Raw genomic sequence first — 22,065 nt, 5'->3', positions numbered from 1 at the left:
CGGTACTCTGGCGGCCTGTGATGCCGTTGGGAGCTTGTATGAAGTTACCTGTACGTTGGTTAAACAAAACCTTGTTTTATTGTGGGCTGACCGGGCTTAGTTTTCAGCTGATTGTTTCTGCAGTGTTGTTAGTGCAGGGGCAGAGCAGGGAGCTACATTGGTGGTTTCATTGGGCGGCGCCGCTGGTCTGTATGCTGTGGGGCTTGTTGCCAGCACTGCAGCTGCAGAAAGAACCAACCAACAAAGAGAGTTAACAGAGGTTAACGACCAGGCGAGAACATACCTTCGATGCTGAGATCTTTTAAGCCCTTGGCGTCGAAATGAAATTTCAATTGCGCCATGTTTTTGTGAAAGAAATACTTGTCGTCATTCACCTTCAGCACGTAACCACCCCGCGCTTTGGCTGCATCTTTCGGGTCGCTGTTTTTTTCCAGTACCAAATGATAGCTGCCGATGGTCCAATCAAAGGATTGGATAGGTTGGTTGACCCAGTCGGTGATCCACACCTCTTTGTCCTGATGCAGCACTAACGCCAGGGTATATTTGTCCGGAACGTCGGCCACTTCCACCTGCTGTCGACCTGCCTGAAATACAAAACCGCTGTTGGACTGCTTGTAGGCGAAGCTGAAGGTCAACGGCTGTGCTTCGCCTTTGGCCAGGGTCATAGTTCCGTTGCCAGGCACTTCAAAGGCGGCCCAGCTGACGGGCAGCCAGATTGCCAGAACGAATGTCAGCAGTTGTTTCATCAGACTATCTCCACTACAACTTGGACATTAACCCGCCGGATAGAGCGTCAGTTCCTGGCCGGGCTGTATGTAGTTATCGGCCTTCAGGCCATTCCACTGCAGTATATCTGTAACTTTTACTTTAAAACGCTGCGCGATGCTGGCCAGAGAATCACCTGCTTTGACCTGATAGGTCATTTTCTTTGTTTTGCTGTCTGACGACACCGCATTCACTTTTAACAGCTGACCAGGCTTTAAACTGGAGGCGTCGTTCAGTTGATTCCAACGCTTTAAATCCGCGGTGCTGACATTGAGTTTTTTCGCTATCAGCCACAAGTTATCGCCAGATTTTACCTGATACTGGCTGCTGGTCTGCACTTTAGTCGTTTTGGCTTGCGCTGGTTCAGACACCAACCCAGGGATTGTTAACAGCTGTCCCACTTTGAGCTTTGTACCGCTCAGTTGGTTCGCCTGCTGAAGCGCTTTGACAGAGATTTTGTTCTGCGCTGCAATTTTACTCAGGCTGTCACCCGAGCGGACTTTGTACTGTCCACCAGCACTGGTGCTGGTGGTGGCAACTGGAGCCACCTTCACTTTAGGCAGTGCAGCTAGTTGCTGTTTACTGTCCAGTGGGCTATCAATTGGCACCACCAACTGATAACTGGCTGGTGGTACCACATTGGCTTTGAAGCCCGGGTTCAGGCGCTTTAATTCGTCCAGACTGATCCCCAACACTTCAGCGGTCAAAGGCAAATCCAACCCTCTGTTAATTTTTAGCACCCGGCTTTGAGGTTTATTGGCAATCGCTGGCACTGAAATCGCGTATTTGTCCGGATGTTTCAAGAGCTCGGCCAACGCCAATAACTTGGGGATATAACTGGTGGTTTGTTTAGGCAAGTGCAAAGACCAGAAGTCGGTTGGGCGGGCACTGTATCTGTTGCGCTCCAGTGCTTTAAACACCCGGCCTTCGCCGGCGTTAAAGGCAGCAACGGCACTCAGCCAATCCTGGTCGACATTGCTGTACAGATATTTTAAATAATCAAAAGCAGCCCGGCTGGATTCCATCACGTCCCGGCGTCCGTCATACCAGGCGTTTTGCTTTAAGCCGAAGTTACGACCTGTGCCTGCACTGAACTGCCAAATGCCCAATACGCCGGACACGCTGCCTGCTTTAGGATTGTAGGTACTTTCGACGATTGGCAGCAGTGCAAGCTCCAGCGGCATATTGCGCCGTTCGAGTTCCGTGATCAGGTGGTATAAAAATGGTGCGGCGTTTTCTGTGGCGGTTTTCAGTACTTTTTGATTGCGCAGATAAAAGCGAATTTGTTGCTCGATTTCACGATTTCCGCTGGGTACGTCAAGACTGAACTGAGCGATGGCCCGCTGCCACAAATTGTCGTAACTTTGCAGCTTGCTGTCCGGCGCTAACGGCGACAGCTCGGCGTCTTGCCATAGCGCATTGGCGACTTGCTGGGCTGTGGCCGCTTTATCCCGGACTGGCTGATCAACACTGATCTCTGCTTCAGGCTCTGGTGCTTGCACAGACTTTGGCGCTGCACAGCTGGCGAGTAAGGCCGCTGCAACGGCGACATAAAGTTTATTCAGCATAAAGCGGTTCCAAAAACAACAAAGACAAGTATGTTACCCACTCAAGTCTGAATTGCAAGTTAACCGCTACCATTGATCCTTACGCTGGCGGAAAAAACTGAATAATTCCAACGCGTTTGCCTGCTGCCAGTGCTGCTGCAGCGCCGGATCCACTGCCCTCAGATAAGGATTGATCCGCAGTTGATCGGACAATAACGTTGGTAGTGTGGCCTGGTTCTGTGCTCGTAACTGCTGGCATTTCACCAAATAAGGTTGCAGCGCGGTGTTCAGTGGATCCGCCCAAAGCGCAAATTCCAGATTGGCCAGGGTGTATTCATGGGTTGGAAACAACCAGGTGTCAGCAGGCAGTGCCATCAGTGAGCTGAGGCTTTGCCACATCTGCTCGGCAGTGCCTTCAAACAGGCGGCCACAACCGGCATTAAACAACGTATCGCCGCAAAACAGCCATGGCTGACAATAATAAGCCAGGTGGCCAAGAGTATGGCCCGGTACGGCCATCACCTGAAACTGATACTGATGCCAGTCAATACAGTCACCATGGCGAACCGCTTCACCCCGGGCCAATATTTTTTCTTGTTCTGTGGCTGGCAGTATGACACGTGCTTTTGGATACCGCTGTTGCAACTGCGCAATGCCATCGACATGGTCCCAGTGATGATGGGTGACCAGTATCATATCCAACTGCAGTTGTTCTGCCTGCATATAATCAAGCACCACCTGCGGATCGCCAGGGTCGACCACCAGCGCCTTGTTCTCTTGGCGCAGGCACCAAATGTAGTTATCCTTAAACGCAGGCAGAGCGACAGGCTCAGACATCATTTTTTATCCCAACGGCAGCCTTATGAAACCCGCATTAAGTTACCACAGCAGCCCTTTACCGCAAAGTTGGGCTGAATTGCCCCAAGGCCGCTGGATGGCCAATGCCATAGAGCAGCAGCTCAATGCCTGGTGGCCACGTATTTTTGGCTACCATTTGCTTAAAGTGGGCCCGCTCAGCTCTGAACTGGACAGTAGTTTATGCCCTATCAAACACCAAATCCGTTTGGGTACAGACGAAACGACCTGCAGTTTACTGGCAGAACCTGACGCCTTGCCGCTGACTGAACATGCGGTTGATGCGGTGTTGCTGGCGCATTGCCTGGAGTTTTACCCAGACCCGCACCACATAGTGCGGGAAGCGCATCGGGTGCTGATGCCAAATGGGTATGTGTTATTGACGGGGTACAATCCGCTGAGTAATGCAGGTTTGCTGAAGCTGTGGCCTGGTGTGAAGCAACAGTTGCCTTGGTCTGGCCGGTTTTTTACGCCAGGTCGGGTGCGGGATTGGCTGCACTTATTGGGGTTTGAGCTTATTCATGAACAGCGCTTTTTTTGGTCCGGCTTGTTGGGGCATTACAAAGCCGACAGTGGCTGGCAGCGCTGGTGTGAACGGTACCTGGGGTATTTCGGAGCCTGCTATGTGCTCATTGCCCGCAAGCGGGAACATCCACTGACACCCATTCGTCCTAAATGGCAAAAAATCCCGTCTTTTCAGCCGGCGGTTAAAGGCATCAGCGCCCGCCAGAGTTCTGGCTGACGCGTTGCAGGTAGCGGTCAAGTTGATTGGCAAATTGCTGTTTGTCAGCCTGAGACAACGGGGCAGGGCCTCGCATTTGCACACCGCTGCCGCGTAGCTCGTCTGCCAGGTCACGCACCACCAGCCGTTCACTGATATTTTGACTATCCAACAATTGGCCTTTGGTGGTCAGACATACCGCACCTTTGGCTATCACGGCCGCTGCCAGCGGAATGTCATTGCTGATCAGCAAGTCTCCCGCACAGATGGCTGAACTGATATGGTGGTCGGCGACATCAAAGCCCTGTTCAACCTGAATGGCTCGGATAAATGCGCTTTTCGGTACGGGTAGCCGATGATTGGCTACCAGCTGCAGGTTGGTTTTGGTGCGCTCTGCGGCACGAAACAGCATTTCACGCAGGACAACAGGACAGGCGTCCGCATCAAGCCAAATCATTGTAAAGCTCCAAAAGTTGGCGGGCTTGCGCCTGACTCATCGTCATAAAATACAGACTTGGATTGTCATAGTCTGGCTGAGCCGCAAACTGAAAACCTAAGCTTTGATAACAGTGCAGAGCTCGCTGGTTGTGCCGGTGTACAAACAACGAAAAGTCCTTTTGCTTGTGCTCATTCAGCCCGAGCTGAATTAATGCCAGCACTAATGCTTTCCCAAGACCTTGCCCACGCTTAGACGGCGCCACCAGCAAACGGGCAAGATGATGGCGGTCAAAGCGGTCACACAGCTGACCAAAGGCCACCGCTTGTTGCTGCTGCATCAGCCAATAACTCTGAGTACCTGGCAAATAAAGCTGCTGCAAAAAAGGCAATGGCCGCAGTGGGTGGCTGAACCCAGGGCCGCCCCACAAGTCCATCGCCTGTTGATCAGGCAACCAGTTGCCAAGATTGGTGACCTGCTCCGGTAAGGCTGAGCGCAGTTGCATTGCGGCCATTACTGCACCTGCCTGATCTGGTAGCCTTGTTGTTGCAGTGCTTTTAGCAGCCCATCTTTACCGACCAGATGCAAAGCGCCAACGGCAATAAAACTGGGTTTGCCATTCACTAAGGCGGGTAATTTACGCAACCAGTCCTGATTGCGTTCAAGGATCAGGATTTGATACAGCTCCGGGTATTTGAATAAGTCGCTCAGAAACAATTTTTCCAGTGCATCGACGTCGCCCTGACGCCAGGCTTGTTTCATCGCAGCAAAATCCTGCTGACTGCTCTGCAGGTCTTGCAAGGTACTTTCGATCAGCACTTCCGCCCCTTGCTGATTCAACTTATCCAGCACAACAAGATGTTGTTCCACGCTTTCAAATCCCAGATGTGGAATGGATTTTGGACTGGCTTGTTGCATCAGGTACTTGTCCAGCCCAGGCGCTGTGGCGCCTTGCTGTTGCAATTGGGTGCTGGTCAGCATCAGCGCGGCAAAGGCCGGTTTAAAGCGACTGATTTGTTGCAACGGCAATTTGTGTTGCTGGCAGAACGTGCTCAATTGCTGGGCCAATGCCGGATTGAGATGCTGCAGTAAATTTTCGCCATCAGGGTAGCGGTTACGTTGCAATAGCAAGGCTATCCCTTCCGGGGTTTCCAGCTGGTCCAATGGCGTTTCAAGGATCAGTTGGGTGCTTTCAGCCAGCGCCTGGTCATAAGGTTGAGGTAAAGGGTAATCGTCCGGACTGAGCAGATGGATGGTGCCAGCCAGGTAGAAACGTTGGCTGCCTTTAGTGACCTGCCACAGGCTGTTGGCCTGAGCAGCAGTACTGAGCAGCACCAGAAAAAAGAGGGGAACCAGGCGTCCGAACATAATTATCCTTCCTGCAAACGAACTTTGCCGCGTTGCTGTTTGCGCTGTTGCTGAGCTTTTTTGCCATCCAGCCGACGGACTTTTGAGGCAAGCGTTGGGCGGGTTGCCCGACGGGCTTTTTCAACAAAGAGCGCTTTTTGCAGCAGTGTGACCAGGCGATTTATGGCATCCAGTTTATTTTGTTCCTGGCTGCGGCTGCTTTGCGCTTTGATCTGCACGACGCCTTCACGGGTGATGCGGTCGTCGGCATAGTTCAGCAGGCGCTGCTTGGCCCAATCTGGCAAACTGCTTTGTTGGCTGTCGAACCTTAGCACCGCCGCTGTGGATGTTTTATTCACATGCTGTCCGCCAGCGCCCTGGGCCCGCACATAGCTGAATTCCAGCTCGTCCGCGCTCAGGGTGACGCCTGCAACTACGGGATAGCGTTCTACCACATTAAATCATCCGGGATCTGGTAAGCGGCATACGGGTCGTCTTCCGCCTGAACTTCGGCACTCTGGTTGGTGCTGTTGAGTACCACAATGGCTGAAGCCAGTCGTTGTTGGATCTTTTCAGCCACTTTCACTGGGATCAGGTGATAGCTTTCGCCTTGGCGGGCGATGGCGATTTGGCCTTTACCAAGTTCGGACTGCACTTTGGTAGTGATGTACAAGCGTTTTACCAAGCTGCCGTCGGTAAAGTTGTAGGCGAGGTCCCCTTTGGCCTGGATACTATTCAGCTCAATCAGCTGTTTTACCTGTGCCTGAATGGCTTTTTGGTCCTGTTCCGCTTTGCGTTGGCGGTTTAATTCCTGATCGCGAGCTTGCTGCTGTTGGCGAGCTTGTTCAGCAAGCACAGAAGCCTCGTTGACCACGGTGCCGTTTTTACCGGCTTGCACCCGTTCTTTATGTTTCTGTTTATTGATGTTTTTGGCTGTTTTGGCATTGCCAAGGCCAGCTTTGAGCAACTGCTCCTGAAGTGATTTACTCATAATGCAATCCTGTACTGTCTTGCCTGTATTGTTTCATGTGCAGCGAGCTCTGCCAAGCAATGCAGTAACGGCCTTGGCGTAAATCAGGTATCATAACGCTATCTTTTCACCGGACAGGCGAATTATTTTGGCATTTCAGGACTTCAGGCTCGACCCACGTTTAGTGCGTTCGGTCCAGCATTTGGGTTTTGCCCAACCAACCACAGTACAACAAGAAGCTATTCCGGCAGCGATGACAGGAAAAGACCTGCTGGTTTCTTCGCAGACCGGGTCGGGTAAAACGCTGGCGTACTTGTTGCCAATGATGCAACGGTTATTACGCAGTAAACCATTGGCCAAGCAGGATGCCAGGGCCTTAATTCTGGTACCAACCCGCGAACTGGCGCATCAGGTTTATGGACGCTTACGCTTGTTTGTTGCCAACACGCCGCTGAACAGTGCTTTGATCGTCGGCGGCGAAAACTTCAATGATCAGGAAAAACTGCTGAAACGTCAGCCACAAATTATTGTGGCCACGCCAGGACGATTGGCTGACCATCTGGAACATAAAAGTTTGTTTATTGCCGGGTTGGAATTACTGATCCTGGATGAAGCAGACCGGATGTTGGATTTGGGTTTTATGCCACAACTGACCGCTATCAATAAAGCGGCCAGCCACAGACTGCGTCAAACACTGATGTTTTCCGCTACCTTGGACAACACCGAAGTGAACGAGCTGGCGATGGCGTTACTGAAAAGCCCACACCGGGTTTCTGTCGGCGCATCTCACCAGCAGCATGAAGATATAAGCCAGCGTTGTTATTTTGCGGACCATCTGACTCATAAGGAAGCGCTGCTGAAACACTTTGCTTCGACTGAAGATATCAAACAGCTGATCCTGTTCACGGCCACCCGCGAGGATACCGAACGGCTGGCATTATTATGTGACCAATTAGGTCTGCCTGCTGTTGGGCTAAGTGGCAAATTAAGCCAGGCCAGACGGAATCAGGTGATGCAGGAATTTGCGTCTGGTCGTTACAAAGCGCTGGTCACCACAGACGTGGCCTCACGTGGCTTGGACTTACTGCAAGTCAGCCATGTGGTGAACTTCGACCTGCCGAAACATGCGGAAGAATACGTCCATCGTATCGGCCGCACTGGGCGAGCTGGTCAAAAGGGGGTCGCCATCTCATTGGTCGGGCCCAAGGATTGGAAATCATTTTGTGAGATAGAAACCTTCTTACGCCAGCCCTTGCCAATGGTTGAAGTGGAAGGATTAGTCGCTCGTTTTAAAGGTGTGGTCTTAACCTCCAATGGGCCGAAGACGGCGAAAAATGCGGCTGCAACCAAAAAAGCACCAGCTCCAAAACGTAAGCCAACACAGAAAACGAAAAAGCCTGCTGCAGCGAAGTTTTTCCAGGGCGGCGATGATGGTTTGATGCCTGTACGTAAAAAGAACAATTAATTTACTTTTGGTTGTTTTTTATTCGGAAAAAAGTGTTACACTCGGGAAGTTACTTTGACGCTTTGTTCATCAATTGACTATGCAGTAACTTGTTTTTATTGAGAATTAAAGTCAAGTAACCGGAACGGCCAATGGAGAAACAACTATTTTTCTGTTGATCCAGTGATAAGTATTGACCCCTCTGGTGGCTTCACTGATAATGGGGTTGAAATATGTGCTAGCTCAACGTGGCCGGTAATATTTAAAGTCGCCGATGACTCGGCAAATTTAGTTTAAGTAAGAGAATGTTATGTCACAATTAATTTCCGGTACCGTTAAGTGGTTCAACGAAGATAAAGGTTTTGGTTTCATTGAGCGCGAAGGCGGCAAAGATGTATTCGTACACTTCCGCGCTATCAACGGTACTGGCCGCAGAACTCTGGTTGAAGGTCAGAAAGTGACTTTCGAAGTCACTGAAGGTCAAAAAGGCCCTCAAGCAGAAAACGTAACTGTAGTTGCTTAATAGCGCTAAGTTGACGAAGCTTCTGGAAAAGCCGGCTTAATGCCGGTTTTTTTATATCTGTTATTTGGATTTAAAGCCTAAGTGCTGAACCTTGTTGTTTTACAGAGCCAGAGTTAACTGTGCCTGAGCGTGTTGATCTTTTAGCCCCACATGGATCCCGACTAACCGAACTTTTTTCCCTTCGCCCCGTGACCAGGCCTGTTGCAGTAATTGTTTCAGCGTCAGGAAGTCCAGTTCATTCTGACTGCGTTCTACTGTGGTTTGCTGAAAATCGGCAAACTTAAGTTTGATGCCTATTTTCTGAATAAAGGGGGCCGCATCGCAGCGTTCTATCCGTCGCCTTAGCTTCGGCAGCAATTCCAGCAGGCTTTGCTCCCCGGCAACAAGATCCGGCAAATCCTGATCATAAGTGTGTTCAACAGCGACAGATTTACGTGGGTAGTCGTTTTTGACCTGGCGTTCATCCACCCCATGACTGCGTTCCAGCAGGGTTTCGGCAAAACTGCCAAAATGGCTGATCAGCTGTTTTAGTGGCGCCTTTTGCACATCTGCACAGTGATACAAACCAAGCAACGCCAGGCGTTCGGCTGTCTTTTTACCTACGCCTGGTATTTTGTGCAGGGGTAAGGTTCTGACAAAATCGCTGACTTGCTCAGGCCTTAATACAAAAAGACCGTCTGGTTTATTTTCATCGCTGGCTATTTTGGCTAGAAATTTATTCGGAGCGACACCAGCAGAAGCAGTCAGGCCGGTTTCCTGTACAATAGTGCGGCGAATATCTTCGGCAATACGGGTCGCGCTGCCATTAAAAAGAGAGCTATCGGACACATCCAGATAAGCTTCATCCAGCGACAAGGGTTCCACTTTGTCGGTATAGCGATGAAAAATGGCTTGGATCTGCAAACTGGCAGCTTTGTATTTTTCCATATTGCCAGGCAACAGTAATAAATGAGGGCAGAGTTTCAGTGCCTGATGAGTTGGCATTGCACTGCGTACGCCAAAAGCGCGGGCAGGGTAGTTGCAGGTGCTGATCACTCCCCGGCTCTGACGGCTGCCGCCAATGGCCAGTGGGATAGTGCGCCAGTCGGGCCTGTCACGCATTTCCACCGCGGCATAAAAACAATCCATATCGATATGAATAATTTTTCTCATCAGCCCCACCCAAATTAGCTGTGTATATATACAGCTGTTATTTTAGACAGTGCTTGCGAAATGTCAAAGACTTCCTGTGCAAGACAGCCAACTCAATCTGACTGCTCCTACAAGTTGATTTAGATGTTTAGACGTCTATTTTATCGATGCATCCGGTGGATTTTCGATGTAGAATAGCGCCAATTTTTTTGATCAGCCCAGCCTTTTGGCGATTCAAGGAGCAAGCATGTTAAAGCGTGAAATGAACATTGCCGATTTCGACCCGGAATTATGGCAATCCATTACCAACGAAACCCGTCGTCAGGAAGAGCACATCGAACTGATTGCCTCTGAAAACTATGCCAGCCCGCGGGTACTGCAAGCTCAGGGTTCTCAACTGACCAATAAATACGCCGAAGGTTACCCACACAAGCGTTACTACGGTGGTTGTGAGTACGTGGACGTTGCTGAAGATTTAGCGATCGCCCGTGCCAAAGAATTGTTTGGTGCTGATTACGCCAACGTGCAACCGCATTCTGGTTCACAAGCCAACTCTGCTGTTTTCTTAGCCTTATTAAGTGCCGGCGATACCATTTTGGGCATGAGCCTGGCGCACGGTGGTCACCTGACTCACGGCGCGACCGTCAGCTCATCTGGCAAACTGTACAAAGCGGTTCAATATGGTCTGCACCCGGAAACTGGTGTGATTGATTATGACCAGGCTGAAGCGCTGGCTTTGGAACACAAGCCAAAACTGATCATCGCTGGTTTCTCTGCTTATTCAGGTATTATTGATTGGCAACGTTTCCGTGACATCGCGGACAAAGTAGGTGCCTACCTGATGGTGGACATGGCGCACGTGGCTGGTCTGGTGGCTGCAGGTCTGTATCCAAATCCGGTGCCGGTGGCTGATGTGGTAACCACGACCACTCACAAAACGCTGGCTGGTCCACGTGGCGGTCTGATCCTGGCGCGTAAAAACGAAGAAATCGAAAAGAAACTGAATTCTGCCGTATTCCCAGGTGGTCAGGGCGGTCCTCTGATGCACGTGATTGCGGCGAAAGCTGTGGCATTTAAAGAAGCACTGCAACCAGAATTCAAAACCTACCAGCAACAAGTGCTGAAAAACGCTGTGGCCATGTGCGAAGAAATGCAAAAACGCGGCTACAAAATTGTGTCTGGCGGCACGCAGAACCACTTGTTCCTGATGGACCTGATTGACAAAGACATCACGGGTAAAGAAGCCGATGCCTGGTTAGGCCTGGCGCACATTACTGTGAACAAAAACTCAGTTCCTAACGACCCGCGCTCTCCGTTTGTGACTTCTGGTCTGCGCATCGGTACTCCGGCTATTACTCGCCGTGGTTTCAATGAAGCGGAAGCCCGTCAGGTAGCCGGTTTTATCTGTGATGTACTGGACAGCCGTGGTGATACCGCGGTGATCGACAAAGTCCGTGGTCAGGTGTCAGAGTTGTGTGGCCGTTTCCCGGTCTATGCCTGATCCTGTCAGCAGTGTTAAGATGGCCGCCCAGAGCGGCCTTTTTTTCAGGAGTCTCCAAGTGTTTTGTCCATTTTGCCGGGCCGACGACACCAAAGTTATTGATTCCCGTCTGGTAGCAGATGGTTACCAGGTCAAGCGTCGCCGCGAATGCGGTGCCTGCCATGAACGTTTTACCACCTTTGAAGCCGCTGAACTGGTGATGCCGCGTATCATTAAACGTGATGGTTCGCGTGAACCTTACAATGACACTAAATTACGACTGGGCCTGATGCGGGCACTGGAAAAACGTCCGGTGCCGACCGAGCAGGTCGAGTCGCTGATCAGCAAAGTTGAAAGCCAGCTACGTGCCACCGGCGAGCGTGAAGTACCGAGCGAGTTGCTTGGCACCCTGATTATGGATGAGCTGGTCAAGCTGGATAAAGTGGCCTACGTGCGCTTTGCCTCAGTCTACCGCTCCTTTAAAGACATCCGCGAGTTTGGTGAAGAAATAGCCCGCTTAGGTGATCAGTAATGCAGTGGTCAGTGGCGGACCAGCAGTTTATGCAACAAGCGTTGCAACTGGCACAGCAGGGCCGTTTTACCACGGCGCCCAATCCAAACGTCGGTGCTGTGGTGGTCAAAGATCAGCAAGTTGTCGGCTCTGGTTATCACCATCAGGCGGGTCAGCCACATGCCGAAGTGTATGCGCTGCGCCAAGCTGGCGTTTTGGCCCGAGGGGCGACCTGCTATGTGACGCTGGAACCTTGCAGTCATTATGGCCGCACCGGTCCTTGTGCGCTGGCGCTGGTTGATGCAGGAGTGAGCCGGGTGGTGGTCGCGATGCTGGACCCGAACCCACTGGTGGCGGGCAAAGGCATTGCACTGCTACAAAATGCGGGCATTGATGTCCAGGTGGGCTTGTATGAACAGCAGGCCAGAGCGCTGAACCCTGGTTTTCTCAGCCGAATGGAACGGCAGCGCCCGTGGCTGAAGTTAAAATTAGCCTGCAGTCTGGATGGCGCCATTGCGCTGGCGAATGGCGAAAGCCAGTGGTTAACCGGGCCAGAAGCCCGGGCTGATGTACAAGTGGAGCGCGCGGCCTGCCATGCAATTTTATCGACAGCAACCACTGTCTTACAGGACCAGGCGCGCTTGTCCGTGCGTGCAGAAGCGGCTCCGATCACGCCTTTATCTGACGGCAGCGTGCGGCAACCCGTGCGTATTATTCTTGACCGTCAGTTGAAGTTAACCGGACAAGAGTTGTTATTTCAATCCGGCGGCCCCATTTGGCTAATCCATAGCAATCAGCACACAGCAGCAGAATTGACCAGTTCTGCCGCAACGGATGGTCAAGTCCGTTATCTGGCGGTGCCTGAAGAAAATGGCCAGCTGGATTTAAAGGCACTGCTCGCGCTGTTGGCCGAACAACAAATTAACGACCTTTGGGTGGAAGCTGGCGCAAGGCTGGCATCGTCCTTGTGGCAGCAGCAGTTAGTGGATGAGTTAATTGTGTATCAGGCGCCAGTGTTGCTTGGTGCGGGCGCTCAGCCGTTAATGCAGCTCGCCAGGTTGAGCCACCTGAAGGATGCACCACGCTGGCAGTGGCAACAAGCCCAGTGCCTCGGGCCTGATGTTAAATTGCGGGCCTGCTTACAGGAGCCATAAATGTTTACCGGAATTATTGAAGCCAAAGGCCGCATCACGGCGCTACAGCATAAAGGCAAGGATCTGAAGCTGACCATTGGCTCCGCTGAACTGGATTTTTCCGACGTGAAGCTGGGCGACAGTATTGCGACTAATGGTGTTTGCCTGACCGTCACGGCTTTAGGGCCGCAAAGTTTCAGTGCCGATGTGTCTGGCGAGACGGTGAAACGAACCTTGTTTGGTCAGTACAAAGTCGGCCAGCAGGTTAACCTGGAAAAAGCCTTACTGGCGACCAGCCGCTTAGGTGGGCACTTGGTCAGTGGCCATGTGGATGGCGTAGGTAAAATTCTGCGGATTGATACCTATGGCGAAGCCTGGCAAGTCTGGGTCGAGATGGCCCCCGAGCTGGCGCGTTATATTGCCGAAAAAGGTTCCATTACCGTCGACGGCATCAGCCTGACAGTGAACGAGCTGGCTGCCGGCCAGTTCCGGCTGACCATAGTGCCGCACACCGCCAAAGAAACCACCTTAATTACGCTGAAAGCGGGCAGTCAGGTGCACCTGGAAATCGATTTAATCGCCCGTTACCTGGAACGCTTGCTGAGTGCCAACAGCGCTGAGTCAAAAAGCTCAGGCGTGACGCTGAACTTATTACAACAACGGGGTTTTGTCTGATCCCCTCTGAACCTGGACCCGACTATGCAATTAAATACACCAGCTGAAATTATCGAAGATATTCGTCAGGGCAAAATGGTGATCCTGATGGACGATGAAGACCGGGAAAACGAAGGCGATCTGGTGATGGCGGCCGACTATGTGACGCCAGACGCTATTAATTTTATGGCGACCCATGGCCGTGGCCTGATTTGCCTGACGCTGACTAAAAAGCGTTGTGAGCAGCTGAAGTTGCCATTGATGGTGGACAAAAACCTGTCGCCTTTCGCCACCGCATTTACCTTGTCAATCGAAGCTGCGGAAGGCGTGACCACCGGCATCTCGGCAGCCGACCGCGCCCGCACTGTCAAAGCCGCCGTAGCGCGTGATGCCAAACCAACCGATATTGTCTATCCTGGTCATATTTTCCCGTTGATGGCGCAGGATGGCGGTGTGCTGGTGCGGGCTGGTCATACCGAAGCAGGGTGCGACCTGGCTCGGCTGGCGGGCTTAGAACCTGCGGCCGTTATTGTTGAAGTGTTGAATGAAGACGGCACTATGGCGCGCCGGCCGGATTTAGAACTATTTGCCAAAAAACACGGTGTTAAAATTGGCACCATTGCCGATCTAATTGAATACCGTAACCTGAATGAAACCACTATTGAACAAGTAGCCTGCTGCAACCTGCCAACAGAATTTGGTGATTTTCAGCTGCACACCTTCCGTGACACCATCGACAATCAAATCCACTTTGCGTTGGTGAAAGGTACTATCGACGCCGAGCAACCGGCGTTAGTGCGCGTGCATTTGCACAATACCTTCAGCGATTTGTTGTTGTCTGACCGTGGTGCCAACCGCAGTTTCTCGTTGCACTGTGCGATGAAGCGGGTGGCAGAAGAGGGCGGTGTGCTGGTGCTGCTGGGTAAAAATGAAAAAGCAGACGAGCTGATCGAAACTGTGCGCGCTTTTGAAGCTGAAGACAAAGGCGAGCGCGCCGCGGTAGCATCGTGGAAAGGCGCGTCGCGTAATGTTGGCGTTGGCTCGCAAATTCTGGCCAGCCTTGGCGTGAAGAAGATGCGCTTGCTTAGTCAACCGAAAAAATACCATGCCTTGTCAGGTTTTGGCCTGGAAGTGGTGGATTACGTTTCTGACTAAAAAAACGAGCGGTGATTTGAAGCTGTTGTGGTATTATTGCCGCCGTTTTTTTCAAACCCAGGTGCAATGAGGATTTTCCATGCAAGTGATTGAAGCTGGCTTAACCGCCAAAGGAAAAAAATTCGCTATTGTGGTCGCCCGTTTTAACAGCTTTATCGTGGAAAGCTTACTGGAAGGCGCTGTTGATACGTTAAAACGTGTCGGTGATATTGCTGACCAGGATATTACTGTGATCCGCGTACCTGGCGCTTTTGAAATGCCACTGGCGGTACAGAAAGTGGCTGCCAGTAAAAAATATGACGCGATTATTGCGCTGGGCGCAGTGATCCGTGGTGGAACGCCACATTTTGAGTATGTCGCTGGCGAATGTACCAAAGGCCTGGCTCAGGTGATGATGCAGTACAGCGTCCCTGTCGCATTTGGCGTTCTGACCGTTGAAAGTATTGAACAGGCGATCGAACGTGCCGGTACTAAAATGGGCAACAAAGGCGGCGAAGCTGCCATGTCCGCTTTAGAGATGGTTAACGTGGTAGCGCAGATCCAGGAATAATGCATGAAACCTAATGCACGTCGTTTGGCCAGAAGCCTGGCCGTTCAAGGCGTTTACAGCTGGCAGGTCAGTAAGAACCCTGTCGGTGATATCGAACAGCAATTACTGCTGGAACAAAATACCAAACATCTGGATGTCGGTTATTTTCAAGACCTGCTGCGCGGAGTCGCCGTGCACCATGGCACTCTGGATGAGATCCTGAAGCCATTTTTAGACCGTCCATTTGAAGAGATTGATCTGGTCGAAAAAGCCGTGTTACGGGTGTCAGCATACGAGTTGAAATACCGTGTGGATGTACCGTACAAAGTGGTGATCAACGAGGCGATTGAGCTGGCTAAAGCCTTTGCCGCCGAAGACAGCCATAAGTTTGTCAACGGCATTCTGGATAAAGCGGTTAAACGCCTACGGACTGAATAAAATGGAGAGCCGGCGAAAGTCGGCTTTTTTATGGGTGAATTTGAGTTAATTCAGCGTTGTTTTGCACAGGCCGGTCGCCAGCGGCCCGACGTCACTGTAGGTATTGGTGATGATGGGGCTGTGCTTCAGGTCCGGGAAGGCTGTGATTTGGTGGTGACCACCGACAGTATGATTGAAGGTACTCATTTTTTTCCTGATGTGGACCCCCGCGCTTTAGGCCATAAGCTGGTGGCAGTCAACGTATCCGACCTGGCGGCTATGGGGGCTGAACCCTGCTGGCTATCGTTGGGCCTGACTTTACCTCATGTCGATGAAACCTGGTTGACGGCTTTTGCTGAAGGCTTAAGCGAAACGGCCGATTACTACAACTGCCAGCTGATTGGTGGCGATACCACCAAAGGTCCGTTGTCGCTGACCATGATTGCCAAAGGTCAGGTGCCTAAAGGCAAAGCGCTGACCCGCGCCGGTGCCAAAGTCGGTGATTATCTCTATGTCACTGGTACCTTAGGCGATGCGGCTTTGGGCTTGAAACTGGTGCAAAACCAAGTGGAAGTCAGTAAAAAACACCGCGCCCATTTGCTGCAACGTTTTCATTACCCAACAGCTCGTGTTGCCTTGGGTCAGGCGCTGCGCACCATTGCCAGCAGTGCGATGGATGTGTCGGACGGTCTGGCGGGTGATATACACCATATACTGCGGCGTTCAGGTGTCGGCGCTTCCATCGATGTCAGCCGCATTCCAATGTCGCAGGCGTTAAAAGACAGCTGCAGCCCAGAACAGGCATTACAGCTGGCCTTGTCGGGTGGAGAAGACTATGAACTGCTGTTTACTGTACCAGAAATCCGCCGCAGCTCACTGGATGTATTGTTGTCTCCTTATGGTGTGCCTGTGACCTGTATTGGCCGGATCACCGGTGTCGCTGGCAAACTGGAGCTGAAGCAAGGGGAATCCTTGTTGCAGTACCAGCACAAAGGCTTTGAGCACTTCTGATGAGCAAGCCTGCTTTTGATTTAAAGAAATGGACGCACGTTCTGGCGCTCGGTTTTGGTTCCGGTCTGGCGCCTAAAGCCCCCGGCACATTTGGCACGCTGGCGGCTATTCCTTTGGTGTGGCTGCAATCGCAAATGTCGCCATGGCTGGCACTGGTCTGGGTTGGTTTGCTGTTTCTGCTCGGCTGTTATGTCTGTGGTAAAACCGCTGAGGATATCGGCGAGCATGACCACGGCGCTATTGTTTGGGACGAAGTGGCTGGCTTTAGCCTGGCCATGTGGACCTTACCGTTCGAATGGCCGTATTTACTGGCTGCATTTGTGTTGTTCCGCTTCTTTGATATCGTCAAACCCTGGCCTATCCGCTTGTTGGACCATAAGGTGCCAGGTGGCTTGGGTATTATGCTGGACGATATGCTGGCTGGTGCGATGTCACTGGCTGTTATTTTGTTGCTGGTGCCTTACCTGCCTTTTGGTTAAGATAATTTTTTAACTTAACTCGGTGATTGTTGTGCGTTATTGGCTGGCTCTGTGCTGTGCGCTCTGTGCTTTCTGGCTGTCTGCCCAGCCTTCTTCCATTTACGATTTTGACGTCAAACACTGGACCAGCGCTGATGGCTTGTCTTCAAATTCTGTACGCGCGGTCAGCCAAGATCTGCAAGGCTACATCTGGGTTGGCACCTCCTATGGGCTCAATCGTTTTGATGGTCAGCAATTTGTCACCTATAGCTCGAAAACGATCCGGCAGTTACCCAGTAACTCGATTAATCAGTTGTTGCTGGACACTTCTGGCTACTTATGGATAGGCACCAAAGCAGGCCTGGCTGGGGTGGACCCGGGTAGCCTGAAATTTGAACGCTTTCCAATACTTTCTGAAGTGACCTCCATAGTGCAGATGGCTGATCAGGCCGTTTGGGTCGCGGCCGAGAACCTGTTCAGGGTCAGTCAAGGGAAAGTCAGCCGTATTGATCTGATTAAAGAGCCAGTGGTGCAGCTGAGAAAGGCGGGGGATGATGTCTGGGTCAGTACAGCGCATCATTTGCATCGTATCAGCCCTGATCTGAAGGTGTTGAGCATTCCACTACCTACTCAGCTGCAACAGCACCCAATTTATGATTTGCTCTGGACCGGTACCAGTTTGCATCTGGCCAGCGAGTCTGGCTATTTCCATCTGAATGCCAACATGGAGCTGGAAGTCTGTCCTGAACCCCACACTGACAGCTCACCCGTGTACACCTTATTTCGTGACAGTCGCGGCAATGATTGGGTGTCGAGTTATAACACCTTGTATTACCGCCAGGCGAAAGAACAGTGGCAGCGGATCAACTCAGACGAACTGAGCAGCTCGCCTTGGTTCAGTGATGTGTTTGAAGACAGCGAACAGAATATCTGGCTGGCCAGCTTCAGTGAAGGTCTGTTCCGAGCGTCACCTGGTCATATAAAGCGAGTGGTTGGCCAGGGACAGCGGGACGCGATAGTGCGCTCGGTGCGCTATTCCCCAGAGCAACGTGGACTGTTACTGGCGACCCAGAGCAGCGTTGGGCTGCTGGACAAGAATTTACAGTTCCATAGCTGGCTGAACGACAAGCAGCTGGCGAATCGCAATGTCTATGACTTGTCAGAGTTTCAGCAACAACTTTGGTTAGGCACCGACCGGGGGTTACTGAGGTTTGACCCTGACAGTGGCCAGCTCAGTCAACCCTTTGCCGGGCTGGCAGACGTTCAGTTGCGGGTTGTGCAGCCAAGCCTGCAAGGTGGCCTGTGGTTTGGTGGTGCAACCGGTCTGTTCCATTACGATGGCCAGCGCTTAGAAGCGGCATCATTTAATGCCGAACTGGAATCTAATTTTGTCACAGTGATTGAAGCGACCAGGGCAGGTTTGTATGTGGGGACGACAGGCGGCTTGTATTGGCATGAGCAGCAAAAGCTCAGCAGAGTTGGGGTCGGCACCTCCTTATACGGCGCCTATATTACGGCTATTTTAACCTTGCCAGACAAACGTTTGCTGGTCGCTACGCTGGATGATGGCTTGTTTGTCCGCTCTGTGGCTGGGTTATGGCGACAGTTTTCCAGCAGTAATGGTTTGCCGCAGGAGCCTGTAGTTAGTCTGTGGTTTGACGCAAAAGCCAAGCTGCTGTGGGCCAGCTCGCTCAAAGGCATTTTCAGAGTGAACGCCGCAGAGCTTGATGGGGACGAAGAGCATATTCCCCCATTTGAACAGGTGCTGACCCCTTATGACCGTCAGCTTGGCGCAGCCCCTGGGCGGTGCTGCAACGGCTCTGGTCACAGTAAAGTTGCGCTGTGGCAAAACCAGCTGTGGTATCCGAGTTTAAAAGGTCTGGTGGCAGTACCACTTGACCTGAAAGCTTTGTCGGATAAAAAACTGAAACCTTTGTTGCAGTCTGTGGTTGGGCGGGAGGTTTACCTGCTGCAGCCAGAACAACATCGGCTGGTGCTGGAATTGTCCGACCGCAATGTCTCTTTGCATTACAGCGCGCTGGAGTTCCGGAAGAGCAACGACGTCGAATTTCGCTATCGCCTGAACGGTTTTGATCAACTCTGGCAATACGCAGGACAACGGCGCGAGGCCATTTATACCAACTTACCACCCGGTGCTTACAGCTTTGAGTTGCAGGCCAGGTATAGCGGGCAAGCCTGGTCGGCTGAACAGCAGCAACATCTGGAATTGGTGGTTCCTCGGTTATTCAACGAAACCCTGGTGTATCAGGGATTGTGGGTATTGCTGCTGCTGTTGCTGTTGTATGCATCTGCCTGGGGATGGCGGCGCAAGAGCATTCAGCAGCAACAGGAGCTCAGTAAGCTGGTGAGCCAGCGAACGTCGGAGTTGCAAAGCAGCAACGAGCGCTTGTATGAGCTGAATGAACAACTGCAGCAACTGACCCATAAGGACGCGTTAACAGGTTTACGCAACCGACGCTTCTTGTTTGAACAGCTGCCGAAAGACGCCGAGCAGTACCAGCAGAACCGTGAAACCATGTTGCAGCAAGGCAAGTGCATGGCGTTGCTGCATCTGGATTTGGATCACTTTAAGCAAATTAACGACATGCATGGCAACAGTGTGGGTGACGCTATTCTGCAGCAAGTCAGTGCTTTATTGCTGCGGGAGAGCCGCGGAGCGGATTATGTCGTGCGCTATGCTGGAGAGCAGTTTGTGCTGGTACTGCGTGATGTGCAGCAAACGGCAGTGGCTGATTATGCCCGTCAATGGAATCAGAAGCTGGCTGCACACCTGTTTGTCACACCAGACGGACAGTCATTGGCGTTAAGCTGTTCTATTGGTTATGCCTGCTTCCCGTTGGACTTGTTGGGTGGGCAACTGATCTCCTGGGAGATCTCGCTGCAGCTGGCCGAAATTGCCGGCAAACGGGTGAAAGTATCTGGACGTAATGGCAATGCCTGTTTGAGTTTTGATGCTCAGGTGGATGCCTTTGAGTTTGAAGATGCCGGTCATATTGAGCAGCTGGTGGAGAAATTGCTGGCCGATGGCATGGCCTGGTTTGAAGTGTACAGCTATCGCCCTTAAGCGATAGCTGTACCGCAACAATTAACGGGCCAGAAAACTCTGAATGGACTGCAGTAAACCTGCGCTGTCCAGGCCCAGTTCAGCATAGATCTGCTCCTGAGTGCCGTGTTTAATAAACTGATCCGGCAGCGCCAGGTTGCACAGGCGCACCGGCAATTGCCCGGCAATGCAGAACTCATTAACGGCTGAGCCTGCGCCGCCCATCAACGCATTGTCTTCAATGGTGACAAAATGGCTGTGGTCCTGACTTAAGGTCCGTAACAGTGTTTGATCCAGTGGTTTAACAAAACGCATATCAACCAAAGTGGCGTTTAACTGCTCGGCGACTGGAATGGCTTGTTGCAGCAGTGGGCCAAACACCAGCAATGCGACTTTCTCGCCCTGACGGCGAATCAGGCCTTTGCCGACCGGCAGTGCCTGCATCTGAGCCTCTGGTGTGATACCAGAACCGACACCACGAGGGTAACGCACTGCAGCTGGGCCCTGGTGCATATAGCCGGTATACAGCAGCTGACGACATTCGTTTTCATCAGACGGCACCATCACCAGCATATTTGGGATGCAGCGCATAAAGCTGATATCAAAGGCGCCCTGGTGAGTTGGGCCATCGGCACCGACCACGCCAGCCCGGTCCACCGCAAACAGCACATCCAGATTTTGCAGTGCTACGTCATGGATCAGTTGATCATAGCCGCGCTGCAGGAAGCTGGAGTAAATGGCGACCACAGGCTTCAGGCCTTCAATCGCCATACCTGCCGCCAATGTGACTGCATGCTGTTCTGCTATGGCGACATCAAAGTAACGCTCCGGGAAATCGCGGGAAAAACGCACCAGATCCGAACCTTCACGCATCGCCGGGGTAATGCCCATCAGCTTGCTGTCGGCGGCCGCCATATCGCAAATCCACTGACCAAACACATTGGAGAAGCTGGGTTTGCTGGCTTTTTTCTCGGGTTGTTTATTGGCTGTTGGGTCAAATTTGCTGACCGCATGGTAACCAATAGGGTCTTTTTCCGCAGGTAGGTAGCCCTTGCCTTTTTTCGTCACCACATGCAGCAACTGAGGGCCTTTCATGTTGCGCATATTGCGAATGGTGTCGACCAGACTCACCACATCGTGGCCGTCAATCGGACCAATGTAGTTAAACCCCAGCTCTTCGAAAAAGGTGCCAGGGGTGACCATGCCTTTAAAGTGCTCTTCCGCGCGACTGGCCAGCTCATGCAAAGGTGGCACATTACGCAGAATTTTTTTACCGCCTTCGCGCAGGTTGGTGTAGAAATTTCCGGATAAAATGCGGGCAAAATAGCGGTTCAGTGCACCGACGTTTTCTGAAATCGACATTTCGTTGTCGTTCAGCACTACCAGCATGTCGGGTTTCACTTCACCGGCATGGTTCAGCGCCTCAAACGCCATACCAGCGGTAATAGCGCCATCACCAATAACGGCCACGACTTTGCGGTTTTTTTGTTCTGCTCTGGCAGCAATGGCCATGCCCAAAGCCGCACTGATCGAGGTGCTTGAGTGACCGACACTCAACACATCGTATTCACTTTCTTCACGCCAGGGAAACGGATGCAGGCCGTCTTTTTGCCGGATGCTGTGCATCTGGTCGCGGCGTCCTGTCAGAATTTTGTGCGGGTAGGCCTGGTGGCCGACGTCCCAAATCAGGCGGTCGAATGGAGTGTTGTACACATAATGCAGTGCAGTCGTCAGTTCTATGGTGCCAAGACCTGAAGCAAAATGGCCACTGCTCTGGCTGACGGTTTTCAGCAGAAAAGCGCGCAGCTCATCACAGAGCTGAACCAGCTGATCCTGAGGGAGCTGACGGAGTTCAGCTGGCCAGCTGGCTTGGGCCAATAGAGAAAAATCGTGAACTTCTGAAGCCATGAAAAA

The 22,065-nt window shown here is 51.9% G+C and carries 24 protein-coding genes; 14 read left to right on the top strand and 10 right to left on the bottom strand.

Annotated elements, in window-relative coordinates:
• The first annotated feature begins 38 nt into the window (after positions 1-38).
• On the top strand, positions 39-254 hold the full coding sequence (locus ACFO3I_RS06435; protein WP_377332693.1) for a hypothetical protein: 216 nt from the start codon (positions 39-41) through the stop codon (positions 252-254).
• A 6-nt stretch (positions 255-260) separates the two neighbouring features.
• Here ACFO3I_RS06435 and ACFO3I_RS06430 read toward each other — a convergent pair whose 3' ends face one another.
• The 3 genes from ACFO3I_RS06430 to gloB all read right to left on the bottom strand — a co-directional run bounded on the left by ACFO3I_RS06430 (position 261) and on the right by gloB (position 3,149).
• Entirely contained in the window at positions 261-746 is a 486-nt protein-coding gene (locus tag ACFO3I_RS06430; protein ID WP_377332691.1) for a hypothetical protein, read from the bottom strand.
• Between the two features lie 27 nt (positions 747-773).
• Positions 774-2,333 carry a LysM peptidoglycan-binding domain-containing protein gene (locus tag ACFO3I_RS06425; protein WP_377332689.1) on the bottom strand — a complete coding sequence of 520 codons (1,560 nt, stop codon included), beginning with the start codon at positions 2,331-2,333 and terminating at the stop codon, positions 774-776.
• Positions 2,334-2,399: 66 nt separating this feature from the next.
• Positions 2,400-3,149 carry a hydroxyacylglutathione hydrolase gene (gene gloB, locus ACFO3I_RS06420; protein ID WP_377332687.1) on the bottom strand — a complete coding sequence of 250 codons (750 nt, stop codon included), beginning with the start codon at positions 3,147-3,149 and terminating at the stop codon, positions 2,400-2,402.
• A gap of 25 nt (positions 3,150-3,174) precedes the next feature.
• Here gloB and ACFO3I_RS06415 point away from each other — a divergent pair, with 25 nt between their 5' ends.
• Positions 3,175-3,909 (top strand): class I SAM-dependent methyltransferase, encoded by a 735-nt coding sequence (locus ACFO3I_RS06415; protein ID WP_377332685.1) that lies wholly within the window; start codon positions 3,175-3,177, stop codon positions 3,907-3,909.
• Here the strand turns inward: ACFO3I_RS06415 and ACFO3I_RS06410 are convergent.
• The 5 genes from ACFO3I_RS06410 to ACFO3I_RS06390 are packed head-to-tail and all read right to left on the bottom strand — an operon-like array spanning position 3,884 to position 6,662.
• Complete coding sequence (locus tag ACFO3I_RS06410) at positions 3,884-4,345, bottom strand: YaiI/YqxD family protein (protein WP_377332684.1); 462 nt, start codon at positions 4,343-4,345, stop codon at positions 3,884-3,886. The two genes, ACFO3I_RS06415 and ACFO3I_RS06410, sit on opposite strands and share 26 nt — an antisense overlap.
• Positions 4,332-4,838, bottom strand: a complete 507-nt coding sequence (locus ACFO3I_RS06405; protein ID WP_377332683.1) for a GNAT family N-acetyltransferase — start codon at positions 4,836-4,838, stop codon at positions 4,332-4,334. The genes ACFO3I_RS06410 and ACFO3I_RS06405 overlap by 14 nt, the downstream gene beginning before the upstream one ends.
• Entirely contained in the window at positions 4,838-5,692 is an 855-nt protein-coding gene (locus ACFO3I_RS06400; protein WP_377332682.1) for a TraB/GumN family protein, read from the bottom strand. Before ACFO3I_RS06400 ends, ACFO3I_RS06405 begins: the two co-directional genes overlap by 1 nt.
• A gap of 2 nt (positions 5,693-5,694) precedes the next feature.
• Positions 5,695-6,126: an alternative ribosome rescue aminoacyl-tRNA hydrolase ArfB gene (arfB, locus tag ACFO3I_RS06395; protein WP_377332680.1), complete on the bottom strand. Its 432-nt coding sequence runs from the start codon at positions 6,124-6,126 to the stop codon at positions 5,695-5,697.
• Positions 6,120-6,662, bottom strand: a complete 543-nt coding sequence (locus ACFO3I_RS06390; protein WP_377332678.1) for a DUF2058 domain-containing protein — start codon at positions 6,660-6,662, stop codon at positions 6,120-6,122. Before ACFO3I_RS06390 ends, arfB begins: the two co-directional genes overlap by 7 nt.
• Positions 6,663-6,789: 127 nt before the next feature.
• Between ACFO3I_RS06390 and ACFO3I_RS06385 the strand changes: the two genes are divergently transcribed.
• Both ACFO3I_RS06385 and ACFO3I_RS06380 read left to right on the top strand, forming a co-directional pair.
• Complete coding sequence (locus ACFO3I_RS06385) at positions 6,790-8,106, top strand: DEAD/DEAH box helicase (RefSeq protein WP_377332676.1); 1,317 nt, start codon at positions 6,790-6,792, stop codon at positions 8,104-8,106.
• A gap of 289 nt (positions 8,107-8,395) precedes the next feature.
• The gene (locus tag ACFO3I_RS06380; RefSeq protein WP_031565533.1) at positions 8,396-8,608 is read left to right on the top strand and encodes a cold-shock protein; all 213 of its coding nucleotides are present in this window, start codon (positions 8,396-8,398) and stop codon (positions 8,606-8,608) included.
• Between the two features lie 99 nt (positions 8,609-8,707).
• Here the strand turns inward: ACFO3I_RS06380 and dinB are convergent, their stop codons facing one another.
• Positions 8,708-9,760 carry a DNA polymerase IV gene (gene dinB, locus ACFO3I_RS06375; protein WP_377332674.1) on the bottom strand — a complete coding sequence of 351 codons (1,053 nt, stop codon included), beginning with the start codon at positions 9,758-9,760 and terminating at the stop codon, positions 8,708-8,710.
• Between the two features lie 226 nt (positions 9,761-9,986).
• Here dinB and glyA point away from each other — a divergent pair, with 226 nt between their 5' ends.
• The 10 genes from glyA (at position 9,987) to ACFO3I_RS06325 (ending at position 20,172) form a co-directional block, all read left to right on the top strand.
• The gene (gene glyA, locus ACFO3I_RS06370; RefSeq protein ID WP_377332672.1) at positions 9,987-11,240 is read left to right on the top strand and encodes a serine hydroxymethyltransferase; all 1,254 of its coding nucleotides are present in this window, start codon (positions 9,987-9,989) and stop codon (positions 11,238-11,240) included.
• Between the two features lie 58 nt (positions 11,241-11,298).
• On the top strand, positions 11,299-11,751 hold the full coding sequence (gene nrdR, locus ACFO3I_RS06365; protein WP_337840400.1) for a transcriptional regulator NrdR: 453 nt from the start codon (positions 11,299-11,301) through the stop codon (positions 11,749-11,751).
• Entirely contained in the window at positions 11,751-12,884 is a 1,134-nt protein-coding gene (gene ribD, locus ACFO3I_RS06360; RefSeq protein ID WP_377332669.1) for a bifunctional diaminohydroxyphosphoribosylaminopyrimidine deaminase/5-amino-6-(5-phosphoribosylamino)uracil reductase RibD, read from the top strand. Before nrdR ends, ribD begins: the two co-directional genes overlap by 1 nt.
• Positions 12,885-13,538: a riboflavin synthase gene (locus tag ACFO3I_RS06355; protein WP_377332668.1), complete on the top strand. Its 654-nt coding sequence runs from the start codon at positions 12,885-12,887 to the stop codon at positions 13,536-13,538.
• A gap of 24 nt (positions 13,539-13,562) precedes the next feature.
• Entirely contained in the window at positions 13,563-14,672 is a 1,110-nt protein-coding gene (gene ribBA, locus ACFO3I_RS06350) for a bifunctional 3,4-dihydroxy-2-butanone-4-phosphate synthase/GTP cyclohydrolase II (RefSeq protein ID WP_377332666.1), read from the top strand.
• A gap of 79 nt (positions 14,673-14,751) precedes the next feature.
• Entirely contained in the window at positions 14,752-15,222 is a 471-nt protein-coding gene (ribH, locus tag ACFO3I_RS06345) for a 6,7-dimethyl-8-ribityllumazine synthase (RefSeq protein WP_377332664.1), read from the top strand.
• Between the two features lie 3 nt (positions 15,223-15,225).
• On the top strand, positions 15,226-15,639 hold the full coding sequence (nusB, locus tag ACFO3I_RS06340) for a transcription antitermination factor NusB (protein WP_377332663.1): 414 nt from the start codon (positions 15,226-15,228) through the stop codon (positions 15,637-15,639).
• A gap of 30 nt (positions 15,640-15,669) precedes the next feature.
• Entirely contained in the window at positions 15,670-16,629 is a 960-nt protein-coding gene (gene thiL, locus ACFO3I_RS06335; RefSeq protein WP_377332662.1) for a thiamine-phosphate kinase, read from the top strand.
• A complete protein-coding gene (locus ACFO3I_RS06330) occupies positions 16,629-17,108 on the top strand; it encodes a phosphatidylglycerophosphatase A family protein (protein ID WP_377332660.1) in 480 nt (159 codons plus the stop codon). Before thiL ends, ACFO3I_RS06330 begins: the two co-directional genes overlap by 1 nt.
• A gap of 31 nt (positions 17,109-17,139) precedes the next feature.
• Positions 17,140-20,172 carry a ligand-binding sensor domain-containing diguanylate cyclase gene (locus ACFO3I_RS06325; protein WP_377332658.1) on the top strand — a complete coding sequence of 1,011 codons (3,033 nt, stop codon included), beginning with the start codon at positions 17,140-17,142 and terminating at the stop codon, positions 20,170-20,172.
• A 21-nt stretch (positions 20,173-20,193) separates the two neighbouring features.
• On the opposite strand, the gene dxs is transcribed toward ACFO3I_RS06325, so the two are convergent.
• Positions 20,194-22,059 carry a 1-deoxy-D-xylulose-5-phosphate synthase gene (gene dxs / locus ACFO3I_RS06320; protein WP_377332656.1) on the bottom strand — a complete coding sequence of 622 codons (1,866 nt, stop codon included), beginning with the start codon at positions 22,057-22,059 and terminating at the stop codon, positions 20,194-20,196.
• Positions 22,060-22,065: the final 6 nt, after the last annotated feature.

Source organism: Rheinheimera marina (genome assembly GCF_042654345.1).
In the GTDB taxonomy this organism is placed as follows: Bacteria; Pseudomonadota; Gammaproteobacteria; order Enterobacterales; family Alteromonadaceae; genus Pararheinheimera; species Pararheinheimera marina.
Note: the sequence above shows the minus strand (reverse complement) of the source record. Positions and strands in the feature narration are given on the sequence as shown.

Bases quoted from the DNA above. Each gene is read 5' to 3' on its own strand.
- ACFO3I_RS06435 (WP_377332693.1), top strand. From the start codon at position 39: ATGAAGTTACCTGTACGTTGGTTAAACAAAACCTTGTTTTATTGTGGG.
- ACFO3I_RS06430 (WP_377332691.1), bottom strand. From the start codon at position 746: ATGAAACAACTGCTGACATTCGTTCTGGCAATCTGGCTGCCCGTCAGC.
- ACFO3I_RS06425 (WP_377332689.1), bottom strand. From the start codon at position 2,333: ATGCTGAATAAACTTTATGTCGCCGTTGCAGCGGCCTTACTCGCCAGC.
- gloB (WP_377332687.1), bottom strand. From the start codon at position 3,149: ATGTCTGAGCCTGTCGCTCTGCCTGCGTTTAAGGATAACTACATTTGG.
- ACFO3I_RS06415 (WP_377332685.1), top strand. From the start codon at position 3,175: ATGAAACCCGCATTAAGTTACCACAGCAGCCCTTTACCGCAAAGTTGG.
- ACFO3I_RS06410 (WP_377332684.1), bottom strand. From the start codon at position 4,345: ATGATTTGGCTTGATGCGGACGCCTGTCCTGTTGTCCTGCGTGAAATG.
- ACFO3I_RS06405 (WP_377332683.1), bottom strand. From the start codon at position 4,838: ATGGCCGCAATGCAACTGCGCTCAGCCTTACCGGAGCAGGTCACCAAT.
- ACFO3I_RS06400 (WP_377332682.1), bottom strand. From the start codon at position 5,692: ATGTTCGGACGCCTGGTTCCCCTCTTTTTTCTGGTGCTGCTCAGTACT.
- ACFO3I_RS06390 (WP_377332678.1), bottom strand. From the start codon at position 6,662: ATGAGTAAATCACTTCAGGAGCAGTTGCTCAAAGCTGGCCTTGGCAAT.
- ACFO3I_RS06380 (WP_031565533.1), top strand. From the start codon at position 8,396: ATGTCACAATTAATTTCCGGTACCGTTAAGTGGTTCAACGAAGATAAA.
- dinB (WP_377332674.1), bottom strand. From the start codon at position 9,760: ATGAGAAAAATTATTCATATCGATATGGATTGTTTTTATGCCGCGGTG.
- glyA (WP_377332672.1), top strand. From the start codon at position 9,987: ATGTTAAAGCGTGAAATGAACATTGCCGATTTCGACCCGGAATTATGG.
- ribD (WP_377332669.1), top strand. From the start codon at position 11,751: ATGCAGTGGTCAGTGGCGGACCAGCAGTTTATGCAACAAGCGTTGCAA.
- ACFO3I_RS06355 (WP_377332668.1), top strand. From the start codon at position 12,885: ATGTTTACCGGAATTATTGAAGCCAAAGGCCGCATCACGGCGCTACAG.
- ribBA (WP_377332666.1), top strand. From the start codon at position 13,563: ATGCAATTAAATACACCAGCTGAAATTATCGAAGATATTCGTCAGGGC.
- ribH (WP_377332664.1), top strand. From the start codon at position 14,752: ATGCAAGTGATTGAAGCTGGCTTAACCGCCAAAGGAAAAAAATTCGCT.
- nusB (WP_377332663.1), top strand. From the start codon at position 15,226: ATGAAACCTAATGCACGTCGTTTGGCCAGAAGCCTGGCCGTTCAAGGC.
- thiL (WP_377332662.1), top strand. From the start codon at position 15,670: ATGGGTGAATTTGAGTTAATTCAGCGTTGTTTTGCACAGGCCGGTCGC.
- ACFO3I_RS06330 (WP_377332660.1), top strand. From the start codon at position 16,629: ATGAGCAAGCCTGCTTTTGATTTAAAGAAATGGACGCACGTTCTGGCG.
- dxs (WP_377332656.1), bottom strand. From the start codon at position 22,059: ATGGCTTCAGAAGTTCACGATTTTTCTCTATTGGCCCAAGCCAGCTGG.